The sequence below is a fragment of the Flavobacterium myungsuense genome, from assembly GCF_042677265.1.
In the GTDB taxonomy this organism is placed as follows: domain Bacteria; phylum Bacteroidota; class Bacteroidia; order Flavobacteriales; family Flavobacteriaceae; genus Flavobacterium; species Flavobacterium myungsuense.
Genome location: NZ_JBHTIZ010000013.1, coordinates 139,597 through 158,245, shown reverse-complemented (window position 1 = coordinate 158,245; position 18,649 = coordinate 139,597). Strand labels below are relative to the sequence as shown.

Below are 18,649 nucleotides of genomic sequence, written 5' to 3'. Positions count from 1 at the left end.
CACTATGTCAGACCAAGCGAAATTTCAGAAAATGCTCGAGGTATTGTTGTTGTTGGATTGCCAATATGGTCGAACCATAACAGAACTATCGGAACGATTTGAAATTTCACCACGAACTGTTTACCGCTATCTTGATACTTTTAAGCAAGTAGGTTTTGTTATTGAAAATACCAATGGTTATTTTAAAATTGATAAAGAAAATACAACCGTTCAGGAAATTAGTCATTTATTACATTTTTCAGAAGAGGAAGCTTTTATACTAAGCAAAGCCATTCACAGTATAGAGGACACCGATGAATTTAAAAGCAAATTGGTGAAAAAGCTATATAGTTTGTATGATTTCGACAGGGTTATACATGCTATTTCGAAAAAAGAAGAAAGTGAAAATATTTATACCTTGCTGCAAGGTATAAAGCAACAAAAACAAGTTGTTTTGCAATCCTACAAATCGGGAAATAGTAAAAATATTAGGGATAGAATTGTGGAACCAATTGACTTTACTGTCAATTATACTGGTGTATGGTGCTATGATATAGAAGATGGAGTGAATAAAGTTTTTAAGGCCTCGAGAATAAAACACGTTCAATTGCTAGAGTCTTTTTATAATTATAAGCCTAAACATAAAAAAGGAATTATTGATATTTTCAGAATGCAAAGTTTTGAACCTTCAGCTATTATTTTAGAACTCTCTTTGGTTGCCTATAATTTAATTATTGAGGAATATCCTTTGTCTGAAAAGTACATTTCTAAAGTAACAGATAATTTGTATCGTTTGGAATGTGAAGTTGGGAATTTCTTGGGTGTTGGTAGATTTGTGCTTGGACTTCCAGGAGAGATAAAGATAATAGCATCTGAGGCTTTCAAACAATATGTTCTGGAGCGACATCAATTATTTAACAAATAACAAAACCTATTCAGATGAATAGGTTGGAGGTAAGTGGTTTCATTTTATAGCAACTATATTTCAATTTTAACTCTACTATTGATTTTATTGAGAAAATCGATGTATTCCTGCAGCTCGTAGAGATGGATGAGATTTTTGGGATTTTGAGGAAGTTGTGCTAGTTGTACCAAAGAAATAGTTTTTTTGTACTCTACTTCGCCAATAAGGTCCTGGATTATTATTTGAATTGCTTCATCGATAAAATCGTTATCAAAATGATATTTGAAATTTTTCATGTATACCACAATTTTCATTTTCTTTTGATAAGTGTTGAATTCTAGCGGTAAGAAGTATAATTCGCTAGTTTTGAGCTCGAAATCACGGAAGATATAGGGTTTGTCAAAGCCTTTTTTGAATTTTTCTAGGTCTGTTTCGGGTTGAATGAAGGCTTGAAAGTTAAAGCTGTTTGATTTTGGAGCATTGTTGATTAAAGCGTTTACTTTTGGGAATAGTTTTTTATAGCCGTGCGCTGTCATGATTAGTTTAATTCTCTCGGTGTTTGATTTGTGGCCGATTAAAATAAAACCTATTCTTTTTGAAACATAATTCAGTTTACGGTTTAGGTGGTTAAAAACCTCATAATGGTTGGTGTGGTTTAAAAATGCTTCTAGAATTTGGGTTTCGTTTTGTTCGAACCATTTCCAAAATGATTTGATTTGTTTTAGGTTTTGGGGTGTTATTTGTTTTTTCATTCTTTTTGTTTTAGTTTTTATAGGGTTCTCGATTTGGTTCTCTTTATTGTTCTCGATACATTTTTTGTTTCATTGCATTACACAAAAAACACTCGAACTGACGTTAATACTTATTTCTCGATGTTTCCCTAGCGTTTGTCTATAGAATCTGGACTGAAGCTTATTAAATTAAATATTTACTCATTTGTGTTATTTAAATTTTGGAAATCGTGAATGTTTAATTTATCTCTTGTCAATTGAATCTTTATCGAACGCGATTAAATTAAATATCTGTCTCATACGGGAACGTACTCGGTCACCATAGAAGGCTTCGAGTTCTGAAGCTGAGAGGTTAGTGGTTACATGTGTCATTGTTTTATCGTGTATAAAGCTGTCGTATCGGGTTAAAAGGATTTCTGCCATTACATTGCACTCGTTTCCGAAATGTTTGATTTGCTTTTCGGTTCCGAGGTCATCAAAGCAATAGGTGTTCATGCGGGTTTGTTTTGATTCCTTTTTTATGAAAGGGTTGAGTGCTTCATAACCTTTTGAAGCAAACTCAAAAGCAATATCTCGACATGGTTTCATTTTGTAATTGAAACTATTTTGGAAAAAGTAATTCAGTATGAACATGAGTGATGTTTTACCACAGCCCACTGGACCTGAAAGAATAATTCCTTTGTTGATGTTCATGTTCATTTGGGAAGCTGTAAGTTCGTCTCGAATTGCATAGATGATCAATTTTTTAATTACCGGTAAATCATTTTCGTATACTTTGAACTGGGGACCAAAATGAAAACGACCGATATCTTCGAGTACTTCGATGCATTTGACAAAATCATAGATTTTGACACCGTTTTTTACTACGAATACTTTTTGAATTTCGTTATAGGGGTTCATCGTATTTTTTTTGGTTAGATGTTTTTAAATTACCAGGAACTGGAGTTGCTGCAGCAACCTGAATGGGAGTGAAACTTTGTAAATTCATAATCCAATTTTTAGCTGAAGCTTGCCAGTTTTTCATCTTGGATTTACCACCCACTAGCCAGCCGTTGCTTTGAAAATGGTTAAAAAATCTTTCGGCTTCGTTTGCATCGATATTCTGTGACATGAAATAACTCCTGACATCTTCTAATTTTGGCGGAATGATTTCGAATATTTCTTTTTTTTGGCTGAACTTTTTTTTCTTTTCTTCTTGAAAATTATTTTTTGGAATTTCTTTATTTTCGAATGCGTGCCCGTTTTCACTGTTTGAATTGTTTGAATTGTTTATACTGTTTATAGAAGGTACCAGTGCTTGTCTAGGAGTAGGCGAGGTACTTGTCTGGTAGTTGTTCGCTAGTTGTTCAATAGGATGTTCAGTAGGTTGCCTGATTTTTGAGCTTCTTTGGTCTTTTTTTGTTAGTGGCAATGCATTGACATCTAACTCAATAACCCACACTAAACTGCCTTTGAATGGATTGTGTGATGGCTCGTAATTGATGTAGCCTTTGTTGTGTAATTCGTTTACACATTTGTGATAGGTAGCTTTGGAAAATATTTTGCTGATGCGCATTACTTCGTTCCGAGTAATGCTTATTGGATTTTGGAAGCGGTTGAGATTCCATGATTGAAAGAGCGCCATGTATAGACTGACGTGAGTTGGGTTTAAGTCGGTGTCAAATACAATTCTGTTGAAGAAACCAGAGAGGTGTTTTATGTAGTTCATTTTAAGTATTAAGACTTTTTATGTTAACGGAATAGGGTGGGGTTGGCCGCTTTTTTGTTGCGTTCTAAGAGTTTGTCGATTTCATCGTTTGCATAGTAAATAGTGCCGCCGACTTTAGAGAACGTTAGACTACCATTTATGCGAAGGTTTTGAAGCGTTCCGGGTGAAATGTTTAGCAGTTCACGGACTTCGTTGGATTTGAGCCACTTCTGTTTTTTGGGAGGTGCTGCAGAAATGATTCCAGTAATTTCTTTTAGTAGTTCGTGTCGGAATTCGTTAAGGTCTTCCTTTGTAAGTACTTCAATTGCCATGATTTTAGATTTTAAAGATTGTTGTGGCAAAGGGATATAATATTGACACACAAAAACAGTTCAAGGGGTTGTACAACCCCTTATAAAGTGGCGTGAATAATAGTAATTTTGAAATAAAGTTTTATAATATTGGTGCAAATTGATTGCAATCAGGTTGATTTGTATAAATTTGTACAAGAATAAAGAATTGAGGTTAACCTCAATTTTCATATAGCGAAAGTTTATTTCGGAGCCACAGAAAACCGCCAAAGATTCTAAAAACAGCTCAAGATTTAACTGTTCGCCTACGCAATGCGTGGGCTCGGTTAATCGTGTGCTGTGGGTGCTTGGCGGTACCTCTGTGGCTGATGATCGATGTCCCACGCAGTTTGTTTTATACTGTTTGGGAGTTCAAATACCAATGACAGATGGAAGAGAAAGAAAGATACAATAATAGTAAAGAATTAGTAGAATTTATGGTCTTGAATACAATTCAAACCGTTGAGGAACTTGTATTATTATCTGATGAGGTTTTAGTTGACCTGAATGGATTTGGATGGCATTTACTAAAGGAAATTTTATTTCTTCGTAAGATTCAATAGTTCGATTATTTTTTCTTTAATCCTATTTTTAGTTGAAGTTTCTACATTAAAGAATTTAGAACTTAAGCTGTCCACAGAAATATTGTCTGTTACATTGGTTTTGAAATTATCAGCAATCATGCGGAAAACTTCTCTTTGATTGGAGTGCTTAATGATTCCTGTTTGCATCAAAATGTTTACGAAGTAACTTATTTGAGCTACTGATAAACCTAGTAGTATTTTATTGTTAGTTTTTATTTCTTTTGGGTTTCCTGTATGCTGGTCCTCTAGGTTTCTTTTTCGGTTTATGAATTCAATTTCTTCTTCTAACCAATTGCAGATTTGAACTTTGATTTCTGGGAGTTTTTCATTGAAAGATTTTTTTATTTTACTCCTGTGCTGGTTGAACTTTTTTAATTTCTTATAGAGCAGTTCTAATCTTTCATAATCTGATTCGCATGTATTTAATTCGAATTGCAATTTACTTGTGATGTAATCGAAATTTCTAAATGAATTTATGTTTAGATCTAATAACCAATCAAATATTTCAGATTCTCTTGTTTCATTTGGATTTTCAATTAATAATTGAGCTAATTCGGAGATGTATTCAACAGCATAATTAAATTGGTAGTAGGTGATTTGTTTTTGAATGTTTATAGTTGATACTATTAATACTGGGTCAAAAATTATTTTAAGTAGCTCTTGGTCTATTTCCATGGACAGCAACGAATCTCTTACAAAATCTAATTTGGGTTTGATTTCATATTCATTCATCAGTACTGTTCTCCAAGGCACCATTATATTGACATTTAGAAAATCATGGTACTCTTTTTCTATGAAGACTAAAAGGTTTTCTAAATTTCGATAAATACTTTTTAAGCAATCTGAATTATCATATTTATCTAAAAACTCATATAATTCATTATTTGTTTCTGGATTAATTTGTTTGATCAATTTATTCAGCTGGTATTCAATCGTCAGTTGGTTTTTGTGAATGTAATGTTCAATTTTGAGTTTTGATTTGAACTTAAAGACTTTTTCTTTGATGGCCAGTTTTATGTTTTGGTTCTCTAGATTTAGCGATTGATGACAATATAGAAAGAATCTTTCTTTAGGCGGTAGTTCGCTAATTGCACATTTTTCATACACAAAAAAAGTGTTTAGTCTTTCTGGGTCGGCAGCAAAAAATATTGATTCGCCAGTAAATTCGATATGGTTTTTTAAAATTGGAATATAGTTTTCAAATTCATTGAACTGAAAAAGGGATTTTAATTCTAATCTTAGTACCTTGGGGTGGAAGGAATGTTTTGGCTTGCTAATATTAAGTGTTTCTTTTCCTTCCCATTTTTTAATTGTTACACTGTAGATACGATAAGAATTAGATTCATTTTTTGAAAGGTCATCAAGAATATACTTGTTTGAAACTGTATGTGGAGAAGCGACCTGTCGTAACCTGACATCATAGCACTCTAATAAATATGCGATTTTCATAGTAGGTAATAAAATTCCTGTGTTATTAAAAACACAATTATTAGTGTAAAAACTAAATTTATTTTTGGAATTTTAGTTGTTTAACATCCTAAAGGGTGGTATGATGTTAAATTTTGTGCAATTTAATAATTAATTGAATATTTTTTAACTTTTGATATAAGATTTTACTTATTAATTTTTTGATTGCTTTAAGGCGTTGTTAATCAATATGTTAGAAAATTTATCTTTTAAGATTTTCATGTCTTCGCTTACTTTTTTATCCAAAACCTTAGCGTAATGTTGGGTAGTACGTAGGTTTTTATGTCCTAGCATTTTACTTACGGATTCAATAGGAACTCCATTTGTGAGAGTTATTGTGGTGGCAAAAGTGTGACGGGCGATGTGGAAGGTTAGTTCTTTATTTATTTTGCATACTCCAGCTATTTCTTTAAGATATGCATTCATTTTTTGATTGCTTAGAATTGGGAGTAGTTTTTCCTGGTTGCAAGACTGTGGATGATTTGCATATTTATCAATTATCATTTGAGTCACCGGAAGTATAGGGATTTTAGAAGCGCTCTCTGTTTTCTGGCGATGGGTAAATATCCATTTATCGCCATCGATTCCGATGCATACATGTGATTTAGTTAAATTTTTCACATCGATGTAAGCAAGTCCAGTAAAGCAGCTGAATAAAAACATGTCTCTTACTAAACTAAGGCGGTCTGTGCCGAAATCTTTATTAATTATTTCTTGAATTTCTTCTTCAGATAGATAGACACGGTCGACCTCTTTTACTTTTGATTTATAGTTGCTAAAAGGGTTTTTGTCTAACCAGTTATTAGCAATGCAAATCTTGATTATTTTACTGAAATTCTTAATGTATTTGACCGCAGTATTATTGGCACAGTTCCGAACGGTCCTTAAATAGAATTCGTAGTCTGTTATAAAAGCATGATCTATTTTGATTATGTCGATATCTGTAATGTTGTATTTCCATACTAAAAAGTCTTTCGTGTGCTTCAAAGAGGTTTCATAACGTTCTAATGTTCCCTGAGCGTATTCTTTACCAATTAAAGCTTTTATTTTGTTATTATGGTCTTGAAAAATAGGGATTAGGGTACGTTGACGTTCTTTCGAACCTTGAATTCTATTTTTAAATTCATCGACATTTAAAGAAATACCCTCTTTTAATAATTCAAATTGAATCTCATTAATTTTGTTCTTAGTAAAATCCAGTAAACTATTTATTGAACGAGCTTCCTCTGAACTGCCCTTCATTTTGCTTAATTCTGTTGACCATTTGGATGGCTCAATGAATTTTTTTGTACTGTACTCAAATCTTTTGCCATCTACTGTTAATCTGACATAAATTGGGAATAGCCCTACTGAATTGACTTTTGTTGATTTTGCATAAAAATGCAATGTTGTTTTTACATTCATTTTGGTAACCTTTAAATTATACATTAATTTATGATAAGGTTTGTCACCAAACAAGATGTTCATAATATGGTTCTTATACTCAAAAGGGTTTGCAACCCTAATAAAACATAGTTGTTTTGAAATTTTGAACCTTTTTAGCGAGACCCTGATTTTAATAATTTTTTAGGGTCTCGATTATGCACCTTAATATTTAATAAAGAATGAATCCTTTGGAAGTTTGATAAAAGAAAAAACCCCGAAAATCATATGATTTCGAGGTTTTTGATAACTTTTGAAAGTTATTCTGCGGAGAAAGAGGTACTCGCACCGCATAAGCTAGTTATCTGATTGTCAATTAGTTGTCGTTGTTCATGACGCGTCAACGTCACAAGTTGCAAAATGGTTTTTGGCAGGGCGACCGTTAATGCCAAATTCCCTCTTACAACGGTTCAAATTTAGAAAGAATCCCGAACCTAAACAATAAATTTTTGATTTATTTTCATTTATCAAAATCAACAATTCAAATTTAATAGCTGCTAGAAAAAATATCCGTATTTATCCGTAAATATACGAATGTAGATACGTATTTTTTTAGCACCACCCCATTCGCTGCAAAGCATTGATTTCACTCGTTTTTTTAGGGCAATTTTTAAAATCATATCTCTAGGGCAATAGGGCAATTCATATATATATATGATTGCCCTATTGCCCTGGGTGATTTTGGGGAGAAAACATATAACGAATTTAATTGTTGTTGACCCTATTTGACAATACAAAAAAATACATTTGTTTTATTTAACGTAAAAAATTTTTAATGAGAGAAACCCTGACACCAATTATCAATGAGCTGGCCTCACGCAAAGTGGAATGGTCGCCAAAACAAAGAGTGAAAATAAATCTCTTTGAAGAAGAACTTGAACCAGGTATCCGTATCAATACCTTTGGCTCTATCAATCAATACAGGCTCTACCTAGCTAAAATTTATGATGAAGCCAAGGTTGTCATTGAATTGGAAATTTCGCAGTCGATAGCGCCTGTGAATGCAATGGGATTACTGGAAGATTATTTGATTCTTATAAAAGAAAATCAAATCACCTACCTGCCTGATAATTTTGATTTCATACTTTTTTCGGTCGAATTTAAGACTGCTCCCCAGTTCAAAGACGCGGCAAATGATGCCATAAAAAAAACTTCAATATTTTGTAGAAGCACAAAAAGAGCTACTTTCCAAGCTTGATTTGTTTATCCGAGCAAAAATTAGAATTGCTAGACAAAATAATCAGCCAAAGCCTGATTTCAGTCAGCTACTTCAAGCTGAAATCAACCAAATAAAGCCTAAACAGACCTCCTTATTTGTTGAACAAAAACGCCCAATTCCCATACTTCACTGGAACAATTCTGACACCGCTTTGCTCGAATTAATGATTGCTTTGCAACGTTCAGGAGCCATTGTTGCTGAAGAAGGAAAGCTAAGCCAACGACAAATATTGCAGATTGCCGAATGGCTGTTTAACCGACCCATTAAAGCCCCTAGTACCAAACTTAATCAAGCCCGAGAACGCAAAAAAGACAATGCCGTTTTCCTTGAAAACCTAAAAGGACATTTTCAAGCCTATTCTCAAGAGCTGGATGAAAAACAACGGAAACGCAGGTGATATTTATTTCACTTAGGTTAAGCTTAACCTAAGCCTTTTCCATTTTTTGGCTGATTATTCTTGCACTCGAATTTAAAAAATGTTTGCATGGAAACAATCACACTATCCAGCGATGTGTATCAACAACTCATCGTTACACTAAGGGAGCTGCAAGATAAAGTAGCGGAACTAAGCGACCGAAAGAAATTTCTCGCTAAAGAATATGTTGACAGTTGGGAAGCCTGTCGAATTTTAAAAATAAGTCGAAGAACGCTCGAGCGACATCGAGACGATCACAAAATCCCTTGTTTCAAAATGAAACGAAGGGTGTTCTACCGACTTATGGATTTGGAGCATTACCTGTTCCAACAAACCGACCAATTTAAAATCGATTTACTTCATCAATAAACCAATCTCTCAACATGTCATTAACGAAAGAAAACATACTTAAAGAAACAACAGCAGGCTTAGATATTTTTAAATATTTTATCAGAGGCAAATGGAAAGTTGGAAAGCCTTTCCTGAATCCGTTTTACAATGACACTAAGGCATCGTGCCATGTGTATTTTGATAACGGCACAAAAACATATAAGATTAAAGATTTTGGAAATGCCGACTTTGTAGGTGATTGTTTTTTCTTCGTTGGAAAAATATTCAATAAAGATTGCAGCAACCGTGAAGATTTTATCGACATCCTTGAAATCATTGACCGTGAATTACACCTGGATTTACAAGACCGAAACGACCGAATTCGGGAATTAAAAAAAGACCTGGGTAATAAAATTAAATATGCCAGCGAGCTAGAACCAGCTATTCCAGCAGAGCATGTGGCTACTACTTTTATTCCCCCTATTACTCAACCCATGACGGATGCTGAATTGCAGTTTTGGCAAAGTTATGGCATTGATAAAAATGTGTTGCAGCTATACGGTGTAGTGAGTATTAATAGTTTTGAAGGAACCAACAAAGAAGGCAAAGCTTATAGACTATTGTCAACTGAAGCGGAACCCATTTTTGCTTATCCTGGAAAACGATTTATAAAACTGTACCGACCAAAATCGAATTACCGTTTTTTGTATGCTGGTGAAATGGTGGACGGTTATGTTTTTGGATTGGAACAACTGCCTACACGTGGCGATATTTTATTTATTACTGGTGGCGAAAAAGATGTTATGAGCCTTGCTGCACGTGGCTTTAATGCGATATGCTTTAACAGTGAAACAGCTACCATTCCTAAAAATATCATTCGCAGATTGAGCTTTCGTTTTAAGCATGTTACCCTCCTATATGACTGTGATAAAACTGGCAAAGAAGCCTCTGAAAAACACAGCAAGACACTCAAAGATTGTGATGTGAAATGCCTATTGCTTCCGCTTAAAGGAACCAAAACAGAAAAGGATATTTCAGATTTTTTTAAACTCGGTTATACCAAAGAACAATTAATGAAATTGTTCTGCAACATGCTTGATAAAATTTATGAGGAAACCATGGCGATATTAAAATCCTGCGAAATTGATTTTAATAATCCACCCATAAAGCCCGAGCCACTTATTACCATTAACGATGTTACAGTTGGTTCACCAGGAAACTTGCTTTGCATTACAGGTAGTGAAGGCAGCGGAAAAACAAACTACTTGGGCGGTTTAATATCGGGCGTAATTCGCAAAGACGGTGATGTGATTGATACCTTAGGAACAGAAATAAAAAACAACAGAACAGGCAATGCCGTGCTGGTATATGATACCGAGCAATCCGAAGACCAGCTCTTTAAAAACCTTACGTTTATTTTGAAACGAGCCAATTTAGATTTTCCGCCTAACTGGTTTAAAGCCTATTGCCTAGTTGGTATGTCACGTAAAGAACGGATGCAAGTTATTTTTCAAAGCATGGATCGGTTTTATTATGAATACAGCGGCATACACATGGTAGTGATTGACGGTATTGCCGATTTAATTGCTGGCGTAAACGATGAAACACAATCGGTGGAATTGGTAGAAGAACTTTTTAGACTTGCAGGTATTTACAAAACCTGTATTGTAAGTGTATTGCACCTTAGTCCCAGCGGAATGAAACTAAGAGGTCATTTGGGTTCCGAGATACAACGTAAAGCTGCTGGCATACTTTCTATTGAAAAGGAAGACAACACCAATACCAGTGTTGTAAAAGCATTAAAAGTAAGAGACGGTAGTCCACTTGATGTACCATTAATACAATTTGGCTGGAACAAAGAATTAAACCGACATGTTTTTTTAGGCGAAAAAAGTAAAGCCGATAGCGAAGCTCGAAAAATGGAAGACCTGGCAAGTACTGCACGTGATATTTTTAGCTCCAAACAATCTTACAGCTACCAGGATTTGATAAAAGCCATCATGGATTTGCTGTATGTAAAAGAACGCATGGCCAAAAACTACATTAAATACATGAAAGACCTTAACATCATTGAAAAAGGCGCTGGAACTCACGGTGAATTTACCCTAGTACAGCTTCCTTTCTAACAATATTTCTGTGGTTCTCCACGAAATTGCCAGTTTCGTCCCCCCGTTTTCTGGTAAAAGTCCTGCGGTTTTCCGTGGGACTTTATTATTTACCATGGTATTACTTGATATTTCTTTGTTTGACCTCAAATGACAGAATATTTTTATTTATAGTTAATGAGTAACCATAATATTTCCCTACTTTTGACACGTTTGTCTAAAATGGAATATTATAATGATAAAAGTAATGGAAAAGCCGATTGAATTTGGAACGTATATTCATGGTTTGCGTAAAGAAAAAAAGTATTCATTAAAAATTGTTGCAGATAAATTAGGGATTGATATTTCGCTGCTTAGTAAGATTGAAAATGGAGAAAGACAACTTCAATCACACATGCTTAATGGATTATCAGAACTATTTGATTTGGATTATAAAGAAATGCAAATACTACTGTTGAATCAGAAAATTGAAAATGAGTATGGCGATGAGCCATTTATTAATGAGGCTTTACAAATGTATTTGACTAAGAAAAATAAATAAGATGGCTTTTAACGAAAATAGTAGAGTAAAAATACCAACTATACTGCACCTGGTGCGGTTGGGTTTTGAGTACCTGTCGTTGAGAGGACAAACATGGGATGAAACAACAAATATTTTTACGGAAATTTTTAATAAAAGCATCAAACGTTTAAATCCTGATTTTACAGACGGAGATGTGAAGCGCTTATACGATGAAGTTTCACTTAGTTTAGAAAATGAAGATTTAGGAAAAGTATTCTATGAAAAGTTAATTGCAATATCAGGAACAAGAATTATTGATTTTGAAAATTTCAACAACAATACATTCAATGTTGTTACAGAGCTTACCTATAAAAAAGATGACGATGAGTTTCGCCCCGACATCATTCTTTTAATCAATGGAATGCCATTGGCTTTTATCGAAGTAAAGAAACCTAATAACCAAGACGGTGTTTTAGCAGAACACAAACGCATACAAACACGATTTGAAAATAAGAAATTTAGAAAGTTTGTAAACCTTACTCAGTTAATGGTATTCTCCAACAACATGGAGTATGACAATAACTCACCTTTACCAATTGAAGGTGCATTTTATTCAACGGCTTCTTATCAAAAGCCAGGATTTAATTATTTTAGGGAAGAAGAAAAATTTGACCTGGTTAAATTACTTTCAAATGTGCCTGATGATATTGAAACTGCTATTTTGAAAGATACCAATTTGGTAGGTATAAAACATTCGGCTGAATTTATTACTAATAAAAACCCCGATACACCCACAAATAGAATTTGTACCTCACTATTTCAACGTGACCGCTTATCTTTTTTATTGCAATACGGATTAGCTTACGTTAAAGAAAAAAATGGGCTTCAGAAACACATCATGCGTTATCCGCAAATGTTTGCCACTAAAGCCATTGAAAAGAAATTAGAAGAAGGAATTAAAAAAGGAATTATTTGGCATACTCAAGGAAGTGGGAAAACTGCTTTAGCATATTACAGTGTAAAGTACCTCACAGATTATTTCCACTCAAAGGGAGTTGTGCCTAAGTTTTATTTTATTGTTGACCGAATTGATTTATTAATTCAAGCTGGTAGAGAATTTAAAAGCAGAGGTCTAGTTGTCCATAATATAAATTCAAGGGAAGAATTTTCTCGAGATATAAAATCCACCAGTGTAATACACAATAATTCAGGTAAAGCTGAAATCACTGTTGTAAATATTCAAAAATTTGAGGATGACACAGATGTAATCAAAAACAATGATTACAATTTGAATATCCAACGTATTTATTTCTTAGATGAGGTACATAGAAGCTATAATCCTAAAGGTAGCTTTTTAGCTAACCTACACGAATCTGATGCGAATGCGATAAAAATTGGATTGACAGGAACTCCACTGCTGGGAACTGATTTTAATTCAAAATCTTTATTTGGAGGCTACATTCACAAATACTACTATAATTCTTCTATTGCCGATGGTTATACATTGCGTTTAATAAGAGAAGAAATTGAGACAAAATACAAGTTAAGTTTACAGCAAGCGTTAGAAGATATAAAACTATTGAAAGGTGATGCTGAAAAAAAGATTGTCTATTCTCATGCAAAATTTGTAGAACCAATGCTTGAATACATAGTGCATGATTTTGAAAATGCACGAATTGCCATGAATGATAATTCTATTGGCGGCATGGTAGTTTGCGATTCATCAGACCAAGCCAAAATGATGTTTGAGATATTTGAATCCAAGTATGCAACAAGTCAAGAGGATAGTTTATTAATGGCTGCTGAACCTTCAACTAGTTACGGTGATAAGAAGAAAATCGAAAGCAAAGTAAAATCCGCAGCGCTTATTTTACATGACATCGGAAACAAAGATGAACGTAAAGAAAAAGTAGAAGATTTTAAAGAAGGTAAAATCGATTTTTTATTCGTTTACAATATGCTTTTAACTGGTTTTGATGCACCTAGATTAAAGAAACTATACATTGGGCGTGTAATTAAAGCCCATAACCTTTTACAGACTTTAACACGAGTAAACAGAACATACAAAAATTTCAGATACGGTTACGTTGTTGACTTTGCTGATATTCAAAAAGAATTTGACAAAACTAACCGTGCTTATTTTGATGAACTACAGTCAGAGCTTGGCGATGAAATGCAGCATTACTCCAACATCTTTAAAAGTGCCGATGAAATTACTGCTGAGATTAAGCAAATAAAAGATGTATTGTTTAAGTATGATACAAAAAATGCTGAAGTCTTTTCGCAACAAATAACACAAATTAGCGACCGTAAGCAAATGTTGGAAATTGTGAAGGTGCTAAATAACTCTCGTGATTTGTATAACATCATTCGTTTATCAGGCAATTATGAAATGTTGGATAAACTAGACTTTCATAAACTCACTCAATTATCGCGTGAAGCAAATAACCGTTTAACGCTTATCAATACCAAAGAAGCTTTAGAAAACAATGTTGACACCAGCAATCTTTTAAATATTGCTTTGGAAGATGTGCTTTTTGCTTTTGTAAAAGTGAAAGAAGAAGAAATGGTATTGGCCGATCAACTGAAAGATATTTTGCAAAAAACTCGTGAATCTTTAGGTGGTAATTTTGACCCGAAAGACCCAATGTTTGTTTCACTTAAAGAAGAATTGGAACGCTTGTTTAAAAAGAAAAACTTAAACGAAGTGACCAAGGAAGAAATGGAACGCAATATTAAAGAGCTTCAAGATATATACAATGCCTCTAAAGAATTAGAAAGAAAAAATCAACTGCTTAAAGCCAAATACGATAACGATGCAAAATATGCACGCCTTCATAAACGATTAATGGAGAAAGACCCATTAACCGATAGTGAAAGTAAATTGTTTGAAGCGTTACAAAGTTTGAAAAAAGAGGTTGATGCTCAGATTTTACAAAACTCTAAAATGATGGAGAATGAAAGTTATGTAGAACGTATGATGGTGAAAATGGTTATTGAACAATTAAAAAACAAACACAACTTACCATTGGATGCTGAACAAGCAAAAGTGATTAATGGATTAATGGTAAAAGAATACATGAATGAATTTTATGGCAGAGTTGCCTAATGAAAATTAAAAAAATAAATGACTACAACTGCAACATTTGAAAGACAAACCAAAGCACTGATTGACGATTTAAAAAGTGTATGTGCCAATTACGGTTTAGGAAATGATGGTAACGAATTTAAAATTATCACCCAGGTGTTTTTATACAAATTTCTGAACGATAAATTTGTACACGAAATAAAACGCCTAGAACCAAAATTAGCTAAAGCCGAAAATTGGGAAGTTGAGTTAAAGAAATACTCTCCCAACGATTACGAAATGTTGATGATGCAATTGAGCGAAAGCACGGCTCACCTGAAGCCAAAGCAATTTATATCTAGTTTATTTGAACGACAAAACGAAGCTAATTTTGCAGAGATTTTTGATACTACCTTGTTGGAAATTGCCAAAGAAAACAGTGACATATTCTCGGTAGTTACAGAAGGTGGTGAAAAAATTGTGCTATTTGAAAATATTAGTAAATACGTTACGGATAAACGTGATGATTTTTGCAAAGCCATTATTAATAAGCTCATTGGCTTTAGTTTTGAAAACATATTTCACGAAAAATTTGATTTTTATGCAACCATATTTGAGTATTTAATTAGTGATTACAATACCAATAGTGGCGGTAAATATGCTGAATATTTTACACCTCATGCCGTTGCAAAAATTATGGCTTCCTGCTTGGTAACTCAGGTAGAAAAAGACGTTACCTGTTACGACCCTTCGGCAGGCTCAGGTACTTTGTTAATGAACCTGGCGCATGCTATTGGCGAAGACAAGTGTACTATTTATTCGCAGGATATTTCTCAAAAGTCATCTAACCTTTTGCGCTTGAATTTAATCTTGAATGATTTGGTGCATTCCATACCAAACATTGTAAAAGGCAACACTATCTTAGAGCCTTACCACAAAGATGCCAATGGAAAGCTTAAACAATTTGATTTTATTGTATCTAACCCACCTTTTAAATTAGACTTTAGTGATTATGTTGCGGATTTAGATACTAAAGAAAATCACGACCGTTTTTTTGCTGGGATGCCCAACGTGCCCAAAGCTAAAAAAGAAGGAATGGCAATCTATCCTTTGTTTATTCAGCATATCATGCATACACTTTCTGCAAAAGGAAAGGCTGCTATTGTTGTGCCAACAGGATTTATAACAGCACAAAGTGGTATTGAACGCAAAATAAGGGAACGCTTAGTAGAACAAAAAATGTTGCGCGGTGTGATAAGCATGCCAAGTAATATATTTGCTACTACGGGTACTAATGTTAGTATTTTATTTATAGACAATGCCAATAAAAAAGGCAACATCGTTTTGATGGATGCGTCTAAATTAGGCACAACCGTAAAAGAAGGTAAAAATCAAAAAACATTGCTTTCCCAAGATGAAGAACAAAAAATCATCAACACATTTAATAACCACGAAGCCATTGAAGATTTTACGGTGGTGCTTTCTTACGATCAGATAAAAGAAAAAAATTACAGCTTTAGTGCGGGCCAATATTTTGAAGTAAAGATTGAGTACACTGATATTACAAAATCTGAATTTGAGGCGAAGATGAATAGCTTTAAATCGAATTTAGATAGCCTTTTTGCAGAATCAAAAACCTTGGAAAAAGAAATACAGAAACAACTGGAGGGGTTAAAGTATGAATAATTCTTATTCCTATGTAAAACTCAAAGAGCTTTGTGATGTAAATCAAGGCCTACAAATTCCTATTGAATCAAGGTTCACAGAGAATGCACCTAATCGCTATTTTTATATTACTGTTCAATTTTTGAAAGCCAGTCATACTAATAAATTTTATGTTGAGAACCCTCCTTCATCATCTATTTGCAATGAAGAAGATATCTTAATCGTTCGAACAGGGAGTACTGGTCAAATTGTTACGGGTGTTAAAGGTTGTTTTCACAATAACTTCTTTAAAGTAAATTTTAATAAAGAATTAATACATGGGCGATATTTATATCATTGCTTAAACACCAAAGAGAAATATAGGGACATGCTTCGGAGAGCTGGAGTAACAACGATTCCTGATTTAAACCATTTTATGTTTTTGGATATGGAAATTCCTGTTCCGAAAAAACAAAATCAAATTGAAATTGCTAAAACTCTTGACATATTAGATTCGAAAATAGAACTCAACAACCGCATCAATGCCGAGTTAGAAGCCATGGCAAAAACGCTTTACGATTATTGGTTTGTGCAGTTTGATTTTCCAAATAAAAACGGAAAGCCTTACAAAACCAGTGGTGGTAAAATGGTTTGGAATGAGGAGTTGAAAAGGGAGATTCCTGAGGGTTGGGAAGTGAAAAAATTAACTGAAGAAATGGACTTGCAATATGGTTTTCCATTTAGTACGGAACTTTTTAATGATGATGGAATTGGCGTTCCTGTTATTAGAATAAGAGATATTCTTAACTGCAGTATTTCTAATTATTCTACAGAAGAGGTAGATGATAAGTACAGAATTAATAAAGGTGATATTATTGTAGGAATGGACGGAAATTTTCATATTAACTATTGGAATAGAGATAATTGCTACTTAAACCAAAGAAGTTTAAGAATTAGATCCAATAATGAATCTATTTCTGAGATACAGGCAAGATATTCAATTGAACCCTTTGTCCAGGCAAGAGAAAAGAATGTATCTAGAACTACTGTTGCTCATTTAAGCGCAAAAGATGTAAATGATTTAAAAATTTTAAAAGCTGATAATGAATTTCAAATAAAAGCAAATACTTTCTTTAACTCAAATCTAGAAAAAATTGTTTCAAATAGTATACAAAACCAAAAACTTACCGAACTCCGAGATTGGCTATTACCAATGTTAATGAATGGTCAGGTGAAGGTTAGTTAATATGAAAGTAAATAAAACATATAAAAGTTTACTTGAAAAATCTATTAGTTCTATGCTTTCAGCAATAGAACTATATAATAAGCCTAATTTTCAATACAGAGAGGAGACTTTTGCTATTTTAGCAGTGAACGCGTGGGAGCTTTTATTTAAAGCCCAGCTTTTAAAAGTTAGTAAATACAAAATGGCTTCACTTTATGAACTAGAATCTGTTTTAAATAAAAATGGTCAAGCTTCTACAAGAAAAAAGCCTAAAACAAATAGGTCAGGAAATCCAGTAACAATAGGAATTTTTGATGTTATAAATAGACTTAAAAACAATAAAATAAAGGTTAGTCAGAACCTAGTAAAAAGCATTGAATCTATTGTAGAATTAAGAGATAACGCTATCCATTTTCATAATTCTGAACCTATAACTAAAGAACTTCAAGAATTAGGATTTGCTTGCATAAAGAATTATATGCACATAATTAAGGAATGGAAATTAGATATTGACTTATCAAAATACAATTTTTACCTCATGCCATTAGCCTATGTTGACAGCAAAATTTCAGCTGATTCAATAATAACCGAGGAAGTGGAAAAATATATTGATTTTATAAAAAACAGAGTTAAGGAAACCGATAATAATGATACCCAATACGATGTTGCCATATCAATTGATATTAATTTTCGGAAGTCAAATAATTTTGAAGAAGGATTACCAATTAAATATGATTCTAATGGTGTACCAATTTATATGTCTGAAACTAATATTAGGGAGAGGTTCCCATTATTATACAATGATATAGTTAGTAAAGCACCTTCACGATATTCAAATTTTAAGAGGAATAAACAGTTTAATTCTCAAATGAAAAAAATAAAGGCAAATAATAAAATTTGCTTTACTCGAAAACTTGACCCAGGAGCTAAAAACTCTCAAAAAAAAGAATTTTACAGCTCTAATATTTGGCAAATTTTAGATAAGATTTATGATATTAAACAAGGGAAAATCTAATTA

General features: G+C 33.3%; 17 protein-coding genes. 11 read left to right on the top strand and 6 right to left on the bottom strand.

Annotated elements, in window-relative coordinates; all coding sequences use genetic code 11:
• The first annotated feature begins 4 nt into the window (after nucleotides 1-4).
• Nucleotides 5-904: a helix-turn-helix transcriptional regulator gene (locus tag ACFQ0S_RS06045; protein WP_379756361.1), complete on the top strand. Its 900-nt coding sequence runs from the start codon at nucleotides 5-7 to the stop codon at nucleotides 902-904.
• Nucleotides 905-957: 53 nt separating this feature from the next.
• On the opposite strand, the gene ACFQ0S_RS06040 is transcribed toward ACFQ0S_RS06045, so the two are convergent.
• From ACFQ0S_RS06040 to ACFQ0S_RS06025, 4 genes are all read right to left on the bottom strand, one after another.
• Nucleotides 958-1,635 (bottom strand): hypothetical protein, encoded by a 678-nt coding sequence (locus ACFQ0S_RS06040; RefSeq protein ID WP_379756364.1) that lies wholly within the window; start codon nucleotides 1,633-1,635, stop codon nucleotides 958-960.
• 222 nt (nucleotides 1,636-1,857) lie between these two features.
• Complete coding sequence (locus ACFQ0S_RS06035) at nucleotides 1,858-2,514, bottom strand: ATPase (RefSeq protein WP_379819062.1); 657 nt, start codon at nucleotides 2,512-2,514, stop codon at nucleotides 1,858-1,860.
• Nucleotides 2,501-3,322, bottom strand: a complete 822-nt coding sequence (locus tag ACFQ0S_RS06030) for a transcriptional regulator (RefSeq protein ID WP_379756370.1) — start codon at nucleotides 3,320-3,322, stop codon at nucleotides 2,501-2,503. Before ACFQ0S_RS06030 ends, ACFQ0S_RS06035 begins: the two co-directional genes overlap by 14 nt.
• A gap of 23 nt (nucleotides 3,323-3,345) precedes the next feature.
• Nucleotides 3,346-3,633, bottom strand: coding sequence for a helix-turn-helix domain-containing protein (locus tag ACFQ0S_RS06025; RefSeq protein WP_379819061.1), 288 nt, complete (start codon nucleotides 3,631-3,633; stop codon nucleotides 3,346-3,348).
• 407 nt (nucleotides 3,634-4,040) lie between these two features.
• On the opposite strand from ACFQ0S_RS06025, the gene ACFQ0S_RS06020 reads away from it, so the two are divergent.
• Entirely contained in the window at nucleotides 4,041-4,214 is a 174-nt protein-coding gene (locus tag ACFQ0S_RS06020) for a hypothetical protein (RefSeq protein ID WP_379756376.1), read from the top strand.
• Here the strand turns inward: ACFQ0S_RS06020 and ACFQ0S_RS06015 are convergent.
• Nucleotides 4,191-5,684 (bottom strand): hypothetical protein, encoded by a 1,494-nt coding sequence (locus ACFQ0S_RS06015; RefSeq protein ID WP_379756379.1) that lies wholly within the window; start codon nucleotides 5,682-5,684, stop codon nucleotides 4,191-4,193. The two genes, ACFQ0S_RS06020 and ACFQ0S_RS06015, sit on opposite strands and share 24 nt — an antisense overlap.
• Nucleotides 5,685-5,855: 171 nt before the next feature.
• Nucleotides 5,856-7,106, bottom strand: coding sequence for a site-specific integrase (locus ACFQ0S_RS06010; protein WP_379756382.1), 1,251 nt, complete (start codon nucleotides 7,104-7,106; stop codon nucleotides 5,856-5,858).
• 793 nt (nucleotides 7,107-7,899) lie between these two features.
• On the opposite strand from ACFQ0S_RS06010, the gene ACFQ0S_RS06005 reads away from it, so the two are divergent.
• From ACFQ0S_RS06005 to ACFQ0S_RS05965, 9 genes are all read left to right on the top strand, one after another.
• A complete protein-coding gene (locus ACFQ0S_RS06005; protein WP_379756385.1) occupies nucleotides 7,900-8,322 on the top strand; it encodes a hypothetical protein in 423 nt (140 codons plus the stop codon).
• A 1-nt stretch (nucleotide 8,323) separates the two neighbouring features.
• Entirely contained in the window at nucleotides 8,324-8,740 is a 417-nt protein-coding gene (locus tag ACFQ0S_RS06000; RefSeq protein ID WP_379756388.1) for an RteC domain-containing protein, read from the top strand.
• Nucleotides 8,741-8,827: 87 nt separating this feature from the next.
• The gene (locus tag ACFQ0S_RS05995; RefSeq protein ID WP_299423592.1) at nucleotides 8,828-9,127 is read left to right on the top strand and encodes a helix-turn-helix domain-containing protein; all 300 of its coding nucleotides are present in this window, start codon (nucleotides 8,828-8,830) and stop codon (nucleotides 9,125-9,127) included.
• Nucleotides 9,128-9,141: 14 nt separating this feature from the next.
• Nucleotides 9,142-11,214, top strand: a complete 2,073-nt coding sequence (locus ACFQ0S_RS05990; protein WP_379756391.1) for a bifunctional DNA primase/helicase — start codon at nucleotides 9,142-9,144, stop codon at nucleotides 11,212-11,214.
• A 214-nt stretch (nucleotides 11,215-11,428) separates the two neighbouring features.
• Complete coding sequence (locus ACFQ0S_RS05985; protein ID WP_379819060.1) at nucleotides 11,429-11,734, top strand: helix-turn-helix domain-containing protein; 306 nt, start codon at nucleotides 11,429-11,431, stop codon at nucleotides 11,732-11,734.
• A gap of 1 nt (nucleotide 11,735) precedes the next feature.
• Entirely contained in the window at nucleotides 11,736-14,804 is a 3,069-nt protein-coding gene (locus tag ACFQ0S_RS05980) for a type I restriction endonuclease subunit R (protein ID WP_379756397.1), read from the top strand.
• Nucleotides 14,805-14,822: 18 nt separating this feature from the next.
• Nucleotides 14,823-16,448 (top strand): HsdM family class I SAM-dependent methyltransferase, encoded by a 1,626-nt coding sequence (locus ACFQ0S_RS05975; RefSeq protein WP_379756400.1) that lies wholly within the window; start codon nucleotides 14,823-14,825, stop codon nucleotides 16,446-16,448.
• Entirely contained in the window at nucleotides 16,441-17,652 is a 1,212-nt protein-coding gene (locus ACFQ0S_RS05970) for a restriction endonuclease subunit S (protein WP_379756403.1), read from the top strand. Before ACFQ0S_RS05975 ends, ACFQ0S_RS05970 begins: the two co-directional genes overlap by 8 nt.
• A 1-nt stretch (nucleotide 17,653) precedes the next feature.
• Nucleotides 17,654-18,646: a DUF3644 domain-containing protein gene (locus tag ACFQ0S_RS05965; RefSeq protein WP_379756406.1), complete on the top strand. Its 993-nt coding sequence runs from the start codon at nucleotides 17,654-17,656 to the stop codon at nucleotides 18,644-18,646.
• The last annotated feature ends 3 nt before the right edge of the window (nucleotides 18,647-18,649 follow it).